The sequence below is a fragment of the Pseudomonas sp. VA159-2 genome, from assembly GCF_024126635.1.
In the GTDB taxonomy this organism is placed as follows: domain Bacteria; phylum Pseudomonadota; class Gammaproteobacteria; order Pseudomonadales; family Pseudomonadaceae; genus Aquipseudomonas; species Aquipseudomonas muyukensis.
In genome coordinates this window covers 20,377-29,041 of the sequence record NZ_JAMYBV010000039.1, presented here as the reverse complement: position 1 = coordinate 29,041, position 8,665 = coordinate 20,377, and the positions used below count along the sequence as shown (strand labels likewise).

8 protein-coding genes and 2 tRNA genes are annotated in these 8,665 nt (G+C 65.6%); all 10 read right to left on the bottom strand.

Features of this window, described 5'->3' with window-relative positions:
• Nucleotides 1-153 precede the first annotated feature (153 nt).
• Nucleotides 154-230 (bottom strand) — tRNA-Asp (locus NJG22_RS23170).
• Nucleotides 231-309: 79 nt separating this feature from the next.
• A tRNA-Val gene (locus NJG22_RS23165) sits at nt 310-385 on the bottom strand.
• A 248-nt stretch (nt 386-633) separates the two neighbouring features.
• Nucleotides 634-1,407: an SDR family oxidoreductase gene (locus NJG22_RS23160; protein ID WP_217853614.1), complete on the bottom strand. Its 774-nt coding sequence runs from the start codon at nt 1,405-1,407 to the stop codon at nt 634-636.
• Nucleotides 1,404-2,615 (bottom strand): O-succinylhomoserine sulfhydrylase, encoded by a 1,212-nt coding sequence (locus NJG22_RS23155; RefSeq protein ID WP_253098140.1) that lies wholly within the window; start codon nt 2,613-2,615, stop codon nt 1,404-1,406. The genes NJG22_RS23160 and NJG22_RS23155 overlap by 4 nt, the downstream gene beginning before the upstream one ends.
• A gap of 15 nt (nt 2,616-2,630) precedes the next feature.
• A complete protein-coding gene (gene purF / locus NJG22_RS23150) occupies nt 2,631-4,136 on the bottom strand; it encodes an amidophosphoribosyltransferase (RefSeq protein WP_253098139.1) in 1,506 nt (501 codons plus the stop codon).
• Nucleotides 4,137-4,178: 42 nt separating this feature from the next.
• Entirely contained in the window at nt 4,179-4,733 is a 555-nt protein-coding gene (locus tag NJG22_RS23145) for a CvpA family protein (RefSeq protein WP_217853611.1), read from the bottom strand.
• 264 nt (nt 4,734-4,997) lie between these two features.
• Entirely contained in the window at nt 4,998-5,636 is a 639-nt protein-coding gene (locus NJG22_RS23140) for an SPOR domain-containing protein (protein WP_253098137.1), read from the bottom strand.
• Nucleotides 5,620-6,927: a bifunctional tetrahydrofolate synthase/dihydrofolate synthase gene (folC, locus tag NJG22_RS23135; protein WP_253098134.1), complete on the bottom strand. Its 1,308-nt coding sequence runs from the start codon at nt 6,925-6,927 to the stop codon at nt 5,620-5,622. Before folC ends, NJG22_RS23140 begins: the two co-directional genes overlap by 17 nt.
• Nucleotides 6,927-7,820, bottom strand: coding sequence for an acetyl-CoA carboxylase, carboxyltransferase subunit beta (gene accD, locus NJG22_RS23130; RefSeq protein WP_134693287.1), 894 nt, complete (start codon nt 7,818-7,820; stop codon nt 6,927-6,929). The genes folC and accD overlap by 1 nt, the downstream gene beginning before the upstream one ends.
• A gap of 219 nt (nt 7,821-8,039) precedes the next feature.
• Nucleotides 8,040-8,660, bottom strand: a complete 621-nt coding sequence (locus NJG22_RS23125; protein ID WP_253098132.1) for a phosphoribosylanthranilate isomerase — start codon at nt 8,658-8,660, stop codon at nt 8,040-8,042.
• Nucleotides 8,661-8,665: the final 5 nt, after the last annotated feature.

Here is an 8,665-nt window from a genome sequence, read left to right as displayed (position 1 = left end):
GCGGACGGGACTCGAACCCGCGACCCCCGGCGTGACAGGCCGGTATTCTAACCGACTGAACTACCGCTGCGTATCGTTCAGGCTTGCGCCTGATTGAAACTGGGATCTGGCCTTGCGGCCTCAGACCGGTGCAAGCACCCATCTGGAGAAAAATGGCGCGGCGGACGGGACTCGAACCCGCGACCCCCGGCGTGACAGGCCGGTATTCTAACCGACTGAACTACCGCCGCGCAGTGTTGGACTTGCGTCCTGTTCCTCTCTGCCAGCATGCTTCTTTCGAAACCGCTGAACCAGGAACGCCTCAGGAAGTGGTGGGTGATGACGGGATCGAACCGCCGACCCTCTGCTTGTAAGGCAGATGCTCTCCCGGCTGAGCTAATCACCCCCGCGATGTTGCTTGTTGCGTTTGCTTCGCTGAGGCCGCGAAATTTACGCAGGTACCGATGCTAAGTCAATACCCCCATTGAAGTTTTTTTAAAAAAAGGCAAAAAAGCAGCCTGATCGTGGGGCAAGCCCAGCCTCAGAACCAAACGCTCGCAGCGTGGGAGCGGGCTTGCCCCGCGACAGGGCCGGCACAACCGACAAAAAAACGGGTCCTCGGCCCCTTTCTCTTGCATCTCAATAGGTTACAGCTCAGGTGTAGATCATCTTGCGGGTCATGCCGCCATCGACCACGAACTCCTGGCCAGTGACGAACCCCGCCTGGCGCGACAGCAGCCACGCCACCAGCGCCGCGACATCCTCCACCGTCCCTACCCTGCCCGCCGGATGCTGGGCATGATCGGCCTCGGTCAGCGGTTCGGCACGGCGCTGCGACGGATCACGGGCATCGATCCAGCCGGGGCTGACGGCGTTGACGCGAATTTCCGGCCCCAGGCTCATGGCCAGGGCGTGGGTCAGGGCCACCAGCCCACCCTTGCTTGCCGCATAGGCCTCGGTGTCCGGTTCCGACTGCCGGGCGCGGGTGGACGTCAGGTTGACGATTGCCCCGCCATGGGCACGCAGGTAGGGCGCACAATGCTTGGCCAGCAGCATCGGGCCATTGAGGTTGACCGCCAGCACACGGTTCCACTGCGCCAGCGACAGGCTCTCGAGGGTCTGGTTGTGCGGGTTGGCGATCGCCGCGTTGCACACCAGGGCATCCAGCCGGCCAAACCGCCCCAGCACTTCGGACACCCCGGCACTGACCTGGGCTTCGTCGGCCACGTCCATGCTGATGAACGAGGCATTGTCACCCAGCGCCTTGGCCACCTTGGGCCCACGCTGACGGTCGAGATCGCTGAGGACCACCTGCCAGCCTTCGCAGACCAGCCAGGCGGCGATGCCCAGGCCGATGCCGCGCGCGGCCCCGGTCACCAGGGCTACCCGACCGTTATGGTCCGGCTCGCCACCCTTCCAGTCGATCACAGCGCCGCCAGGCCGCGCGCCAGGTCCGCCTGCAGGTCGGCCACGTCTTCGAGGCCGACCGCCACGCGGACCAGGCTGTCGCGGATACCCGCCGCTTCACGCTCCTGCGGCGTCAGGCGGCCGTGGGAGGTGGTCGCCGGGTGGGCGATGGTGGTCTTGCTGTCGCCCAGGTTGGTGGTGATCGAAATCACCCGGGTGGCGTCGATGAAGCGCCAGGCGCCTTCCTTGCCGCCCTTGACCTCGAAGCTGAGCACCGCGCCGAAGCCGCTCATCTGGCGCTTGGCCAGTTCGTGCTGCGGGTGGCTCGGCAGGCCGGCGTAATGCACTTTTTCCACCCCGTCCTGCTGCTCCAGCCATTGCGCCAACTGCTGGGCGCTTTCGCAGTGGGCCCGCATGCGCAGCTTGAGCGTCTCCAGGCCCTTGGTGAAGATCCAGGCATTGAACGGGCTGAGGGTCGGCCCGGCGGTGCGCAGGAAGCCCACCACTTCTTTCATCTGCTCGGCACGGCCGGCGACCACACCGCCCATGCAACGGCCCTGGCCGTCGATGAACTTGGTGGCCGAATGGAACACGATGTCGGCGCCGAGCTTGAGCGGCTGCTGCAAGGCCGGGGTACTGAAGCAGTTGTCCACGACCAGCATCGCGCCACGGGCATGGGCGATCTCGGCCAGGGCGCTGATATCCACCAGCTCGGCCAGCGGGTTGGACGGCGACTCGACGATCAGCAGCTTGGTATTGGCTTTGATGGCCTTTTCCCAGCCGCTCAGGTCGACCAGCGGCACGTAGTCCACCTGCACGCCGAAACGCTTGAAATACTTTTCGAACAGGCTGATGGTCGAGCCGAACACGCTCTGCGACACCAGTACATGGTCACCGGCACTGCACAGCGACATGACCACGGCGAGGATCGCCGCCATGCCGGTGGAGGTCGCCACGGCCTGTTCGGCGCCTTCCATGGCCGCCAGGCGCTCTTCGAAGGCGCGCACGGTGGGGTTGGTGTAGCGCGAGTAGACGTTGCCCGCCGTTTCGCCGGCAAAGCGCGCGGCGGCGTCGGCGGCCGTGCGGAAGACATAGCTGGAGGTCAGGAACAGCGCTTCGCTGTGCTCGGCCTCCGGTGTGCGGTTCTGACCGGCGCGCACCGCCAGGGTGTCGAAGCCGACACCCTCGAGGTCACTGTCCAGTCGACCGGCATCCCATTGATCGGTCATGCCGTCGCTCCCAAATCAGTTGTTGTACAGGTCGATGATCGCGCTCACGGCCTGGTTCTTCACCTTGGCCAGGTCGTTGCGAGCCTGCTCGATGCGCTCGAGGTAGGCTTCGTCGATATCGCCGGTGACGTACTCACCGTTGAACACCGCGCAATCGAAGTTTTCGATCTTGATCTTGCCGCCACCGACCGAGTCGATGAGGTCCGGCAGGTCCTGGTAGACCAGCCAGTCGGCGCCGATCAACTCGGCCACCTGTTCGGTGGTACGGTTGTGGGCGATCAGTTCGTGTGCACTCGGCATGTCGATGCCGTAGACGTTGGGGTAGCGTACCGCAGGGGCCGCGGAGCAGAAGTAGACGTTCTTCGCGCCGGCTTCGCGGGCCATCTGGATGATCTGCTTGCAGGTGGTGCCGCGCACGATCGAGTCGTCCACCAGCATCACGTTCTTGCCGCGGAACTCCAGCTCGATGGCGTTGAGCTTCTGGCGTACCGATTTCTTGCGCGCGGCCTGGCCGGGCATGATGAAGGTACGGCCGATATAGCGGTTCTTGACGAAACCTTCGCGGAACTTCACGCCCAGGTGGTTGGCCAGCTCAAGGGCCGCGGTGCGGCTGGTGTCGGGGATCGGGATGACCACGTCGATGTCGTGGTCGGGGCGCTCGCGCTGGATCTTCTCGGCCAGTTTCTCGCCCATGCGCAGGCGCGCCTTGTATACCGATACGCCGTCGATGATCGAGTCCGGACGGGCCAGGTAGACGTGCTCGAAGATGCACGGCTGCAGTTTCGGGTGTTGCGCGCACTGCTTGGTGAACAGCTGGCCTTCCTCGGTGATGTAGACCGCCTCGCCCGGCGCCAGGTCGCGGATCAGGGTGAAGCCGAGCACGTCCAGGGCCACGCTTTCCGAGGCGATCATGTACTCGACGCCTTCGTCGGTGTGACGCTGGCCGAACACCACCGGACGGATACCGTTGGGGTCGCGGAAGCCGACGATGCCGTAGCCGGTGATCATCGCCACCACCGCGTAGCCGCCAACGCAACGGCTGTGCACGTGGGACACCGCCGCGAACACGTCTTCCTCGGTTGGCTGCAGCTTGCCGCGTACCGCCAGCTCATGGGCGAACACGTTCAGCAGCACTTCGGAGTCGGAGTTGGTGTTGACGTGGCGCAGGTCGGACTCGTAGATCTCCTTGGCCAACTGCTCGACGTTGGTCAGGTTGCCGTTGTGCGCCAGGGTGATGCCGTATGGCGAGTTGACATAGAACGGCTGAGCCTCGGCCGAGGTCGAGCTGCCGGCGGTCGGGTAACGCACGTGACCGATGCCGATGCTGCCCACCAGGCGCTGCATGTGGCGCTGCTGGAAGACGTCGCGCACCAGGCCGTTATCCTTGCGCAGGAACAACCGGCCGTCGTGGCTGGTCACGATACCGGCAGCGTCCTGGCCGCGGTGCTGGAGCACGGTTAGCGCGTCATACAGCGCCTGATTGACGTTCGACTTACCGACGATACCGACGATGCCACACATGCGACGCAACCCCTACTTTGATGAAACTTGAGTGAAAAGCGCTCAGGGCCGGGTAGGTCCGAGCAGCTGTTCCTTGAACGGAAGGTCAACGGGTGCGCTGACCCCACTGGACATCCATTGGCCGGTGAACCCCAGTATGAGGTTTTTCGACCAGTCGGCTACCAATAGAAATTGTGGTATCAGGCGTGATTCCTGCCACCACGGATCCTGCTGTACCGGCCCCAGGCTCAGCAGCCCGACGGCCACCACCACCAGCAGGGCCCCGCGCGCGGCGCCGAAGGCCATGCCGAGAAAGCGGTCGGTGCCGGACAGGCCGGTCACGCGAATCAGCTCGCCGATAAGGAAGTTGAGCATCGCCCCCACCAGCAGGGTGGCGACGAACAGTATGGCGCAGCCGGCGATGACCCGCGCGGAAGGGGTCTGGATGTAGCTTTCCAGGTACTGTGACAGCGACCCGCCGAACATCCAGGCCACCGCGCCGGCGACTATCCAGATGAGCAGGGACAAGGCTTCCTTGACGAAGCCGCGCTTGAGACTGATCAGTGAGGAAACGGCGATGATCGCAATGATCGCCCAATCAACCCAGGTAAATGCCACGGTGCTGCCTGCCGACGTTTGAGGCGGCGCATTTTACCAGAGCAACGGGCTTGGGGTAAGCGGAATGTCAGGAGTTTGAAGGGCTGCAGGCTGACTTCAGGGACAGCTTTATGGATTTGTGTAGGAGCGGCCTTGCGTCGCGAAAGGGCTGCAAAGCAGCCCCAGCGATTTCTACTTCGACGCTGAGATCCTGGGGCTGCTGCGCAGCCCTTTCGCGACACAAGGCCGCGCCTACAGGGGGACGTGCATGCCCAGAGATGGGCGTCAGCCGCGCTCGGGCTGGAAGCGCACCACGAAGCCTTTGAGGTTGTGCTGGCGGTTGATCACGTCACGCAGGCGCTCGGCCTCGGCGCGCTCGATCAGCGGTCCGACGAATACCCGGTTCATGCCATCGGCCGAGCGGATGTAGGCGTTGTAGCCCTGGCTGCGCAGGGTTTTCTGCAAGGTGTCGGCACCGCCGCGGTTGGACAGGCTGGCCAGCTGGATCGACCAGCTCACCGGCAGACCGTTGACGTCGATCTTCGCCGGAACCGTCGGCTTGGCCACCGGCGCGCTGGCTGCCGGAGCCGGCGTAGCCTTGGGCGCAGGCGCCTGGACCTGCGGCTTGGCCGCTGGCGGCAGCGCCGAAGGTGCCGGGGCAATCGGCTGGCTGGGCGTGGCCACTGGCGCGCTGGACTCCTCGACCACCACCGGTTCAGGCAACGGCTGCGGCTCGGGCACCGCCACCGGCTCCACCTGCACCTGCGCCAGGCTCGGCATGGCCGGCGCTTGCGGCGCCTCGACACGCACCTGGCGCATCTCGTCCTCGCGGGTGAACAGCATCGGCAGGAAGATCACCGCCAGCGCCACCAGCACCAGCGCACCGACCATGCGCTGTTTCATCCCTTTATCCAGCACTGCCATCTACTCCATCCTCTGGGACCTGCCGCTCGAGCCAGGCCAAGGCCTCGCCGACGCAGAAAAACGAACCGAACAGCACGATCTGGTCATCCGCCGTTGCCTGCGCGCACTGCCCCTCGAGGGCGGCAGCGACACTGGCGTAAGACTTCACCGGCGCCCCGAGGTTCGTCAAGGCCTGGGCCAGCTCGGCGGCCGAGCGGCTGCGCGGCGTGGCGAGGGGCGTCACCGCCCACTCATCGACCAGGGCATGCAATGGCGCGAGCACCCCTGGCAGGTCCTTGTCGGCGAGCAGGCCGAACACCGCCAGCCGCCGCCCTTGCGCCGGCCGTGCCGCCAGGCGGCGCGCCAGGTATTCGGCTGCGTGGGGGTTGTGACCGACATCCAGCATCAGCTCGATAGGCTTGCCCTTGAAGCTCAGCGTACGCCGGTCGAGACGCCCGGTGATGCGCGCCGCCTGCAACGCCTGGCGCACCTGCGCCTCGTCCCAAGGCAGGCCCATGAGCAGGAAGGCTTGCAGCGCCAGGCTGGCGTTCTCCATCGGCAGGTCGAGCAACGGCAGGTCGCGCAACTGAACCGTCGCGCCGTCGAGCTGGCGGCCATGCCATTGCCAGTGCTCGCCAGTCACGGCCAGGTCGAAATCGCGACCACGCAGGAAGAACTGGCAACCGAGCTCGCGCACCTTGTCCAGCAAGGGTTGCGGCGGGTCCAGGTCACCACACAGGGCCGGCTTGCCGGCACGCAAGATCCCGGCCTTCTCGAACGCCACCGACTCACGGGTGTCGCCCAGGTAATCGGTGTGATCGACGCCGATGCTGGTGACCAGCGAAATATCGGCATCCACCAGGTTGACCGCATCCAGCCGGCCACCCAGGCCGACCTCGAGCACCACGGCATCCAGCGCCGCCTGCCTGAACAGCCAGAACGCCGCCAGGGTGCCCATTTCGAAATAAGTCAGCGAAATCTCGCCCCGCGCCGCCTCGACGGCGGCGAAGGCCTGGCACAGCTGCTCATCGCTGGCCTCGGCGCCATCGAGCAGTACCCGCTCGTTGTAGCGCAGCAAGTGCGGCGAGCTGTAGACCCCGACCTTGAGCCCCTGGGCACGCAACAACGCGGCGACGAAGGCACAGGTCGAGCCCTTGCCGTTGGTGCCGGTCACCGTCACCACGCGCGGCGCCAGCTTGCCCAGGCCCAGGCGCGCCAGCACCTGTTGCGAACGCTCCAGGCCCATGTCGATGGCCGAGGGGTGCAGCTGTTCGAGGTAGGCGAGCCAGTCGCCCAAGGTGCGCTGGTTCATCACGCGACCGCGGCGACCTCTTTGGCCGCTTCCGGGGTGGCCTGGCCAGTCATTTGCGCCAGCAGGCGAGCCAGGCGCGGACGCAGCTCTTCACGGGAGATGATCAGGTCGATGGCGCCGTGTTCCAGCAGGAACTCGCTGCGCTGGAAGCCTTCCGGCAGTTTTTCGCGCACGGTCTGCTCGATCACCCGCGGGCCGGCGAAGCCGATCAGCGCCTTGGGTTCGCCGACGATCACGTCGCCGAGCATCGCCAGGCTGGCGGACACACCGCCGTAGACCGGGTCGGTCAGCACCGAGATGAACGGAATGCCTTCTTCGCGCAGGCGCGCCAGCACCGCGGAGGTCTTGGCCATCTGCATCAGCGAGATCAGCGCTTCCTGCATGCGCGCGCCACCGGAGGCGGAGAAGCAAACCATCGGGCAACGGTGCTCCAGCGCGTAGTTGGCCGCACGCACGAAGCGCTCACCGACGATGGCGCCCATGGAGCCGCCCATGAAGGAGAACTCGAAGGCGCTGACCACGATCGGCATGCCCATCAGGGTACCGCTCATGGAGATCAGCGCGTCTTTCTCGCCGGTCTGCTTCTGCGCGGCGGTCAGGCGGTCCTTGTACTTCTTGCCGTCACGGAACTTCAGGCGGTCGACCGGCTCCAGGTCGGCACCCAGTTCGGCGCGGCCTTCGGCATCGAGGAAGATGTCGATACGCGCACGTGCGCCGATGCGCATGTGGTGGTTGCACTTGGGGCAGACGTCGAGGGTCTTTTCCAGCTCCGGACGGTACAGCACGGCCTCGCAGGACGGGCACTTGTGCCACAGCCCCTCCGGCACCGAGCTCTTCTTCACCTCGGAACGCATGATCGAAGGGATCAGTTTGTCTACCAACCAGTTGCTCATGCTTGCTTTCTCCAGTATTGGCCGGGGGACCCTGACGGCCCTGCCCTGCCCTTGAGCTCAAATTCTTGTGTAAAGCGACGATGGGCCGGCCATGGCCTGGCCATGCACCGCCCCCTCTTCAATTTTTCTCCCGGCCTGCCCCGCGCACTGGCGCGGCCTGGCAGCACCGGGCTGCGAAAGCTATGGACGATGGCGCGCGGCCAGCCGTCACATCCGCGTTCACGCCTGCTTCACCGCCTGCATGAAGGCCTCGATCTTCGCCGCGTCCTTGATGCCCTTGGCCTGCTCCACGCCGCCACTGACATCCACCGCGTAGGGGCGCACCTGGCGAATGGCCTGGGCGACATTGCTGGGCGACAGGCCGCCCGCCAGGATGATCGGCTTGCTCAGCGTCGCGGGGATCAATGACCAGTCGAAGGCCTCGCCGGTTCCACCCGGCACCCCTGGCACATAGGCGTCCAGCAGCATGCCGCGGGCGCCGGCGTAGTGCTGGCAGGCCGCCTCCAGGTCATCGCCGGGGCGCACGCGCAGGGCCTTGATCCAGGGCCGGTGATAACCCTCGCAGTCGGCCGGGCTTTCATCGCCGTGGAACTGTAGCAGGTCCAACGGAACCACTTCGAGGATCTCGCTGAGCTCGCAACGCGAGGCGTTGACGAACAAGCCCACGGTGGTCACGAACGGTGGCAGCGCTGCGATGATCGCCCGGGCCTGGCGCACGTCCACCGCCCGCGGGCTTTGCGCATAGAAGACGAAACCGAGGGCGTCGGCGCCGGCCTCGACCGCGGCCAAGGCATCCTCGATGCGGGTAATCCCGCAGATCTTGCTGCGAACGTTGCTCATGGGCG